The sequence below is a fragment of the Sphingomonas sp. CCH9-E2 genome (genome assembly GCF_001557215.1).
Taxonomy (GTDB): domain Bacteria; phylum Pseudomonadota; class Alphaproteobacteria; order Sphingomonadales; family Sphingomonadaceae; genus Sphingomonas.
The window spans coordinates 1-751 of record NZ_LSJM01000423.1; the positions used below are offsets into that span (position 1 = coordinate 1).

The following is a 751-nucleotide window of genomic DNA, read 5'->3' on the forward strand; positions in this document are numbered from 1 at the left end:
GAGCCGTTACGCAGCGTGAAGCCCGCCGAGAAGAAGTCCCCGTCGCGCACCAGCGGCGGGATCCCGGCAAAGATGCTCAGATCCTGCGCTGTCCGCACCGCCGTCTCGCCGGTGCCGAAGGTCTGGCCGTCACTGCCGACTGCCACCGCGACCAGCTTGAACCCGGTCAGCGCATCGCTCAGCGGCACATCGACTTGTGCGCGCCCCTGCGCGTCGAGCGGCACCGTCCCGCGCCACAATAGCACCGGCTGGAAATTCTCGCGATTGAGCGCCGACAGGTCGCCGCCGCCACCGCCACCAGCCTCGACCGCCTTGCGCCCATAATGGCGCTTGCCCACCACCTGCGTCTGCGCGGTGGAGGTCAGCACCGACAGCGGCCGCTCGCCCATCATCGCCGTGAGCACATCGAGGCTCTCGTTCGGGGCGAGCTGGAGCAACGCCTCATCGACCGCGACGAACGCGACATCGGCCTTGGGCGCGACGCTGCCATCGGGGTTCTTGACCTGCAACGCGACCTTTGCGGTGTCGCGCGCGGCATAGCGTTCCTTGTCCGCCTTGACGGTCACCGCCATGCGGTGTCCTTCCCAGCCGACCTTGATCTTGGCGATCCCCAGGCGGAAGCTCGGCTTGGCCAGATCGACCAATGCCGTGGGCTTGGCCCCCTCGCGCGAGAAGAAGGGCAGGTTCCAGCGCCGGGCGAGGTCCGCCCACCACAATTTCCACCCGCCGACGCGCCCGCGCACCGCCATCA

The 751-nt window shown here is 68.7% G+C and carries 1 protein-coding gene; it reads right to left on the reverse strand.

Annotated features, from left to right (window positions below; genetic code table 11):
- On the reverse strand, positions 1-751 hold a 751-nt coding region (locus tag AX681_RS18975), incomplete at both ends, for an alpha-2-macroglobulin family protein (protein ID WP_331710034.1).